The following is a 310-nucleotide window of genomic DNA, read 5'->3' as shown; positions in this document are numbered from 1 at the left end:
TCACCGTTGCCCTTATACTACCATTCGTGACAACAGACCACGTCAACTGACTTGCATCCACGCCAACAATGTCCAAATCAAAATACAACCCATCTGCACCCGTTGTAGGAAAATTTTGGTCATAAGATGATGAACTTATTGACTGAGTTAAAAAACCCTTTGTACGAGACCATATGTTAGATGGGCCACCGTAATCGAGGTAGCCATAATTAAGATTCGGCCTTACGTGACAAACAACAGGACCAGTAACACCATATGGATTGATATAATATGTCACCGTCTGACCATTAAAACTGGCTCTATTTGGAAC

The 310-nt window shown here is 41.6% G+C and carries 1 protein-coding gene; it reads right to left on the bottom strand.

What is annotated here, in order from left to right; genetic code table 11:
- Positions 1-310, bottom strand: a 310-nt coding sequence (locus GQ598_RS11400; protein ID WP_160404150.1) for a hypothetical protein, incomplete at both ends; no start/stop codon positions are given.

The organism is Gilliamella sp. Pas-s95, assembly GCF_009795795.1.
Taxonomy (GTDB): Bacteria; Pseudomonadota; Gammaproteobacteria; order Enterobacterales; family Orbaceae; genus Gilliamella; species Gilliamella bombicola.
Note: the sequence above shows the minus strand (reverse complement) of the source record. Positions and strands in the feature narration are given on the sequence as shown.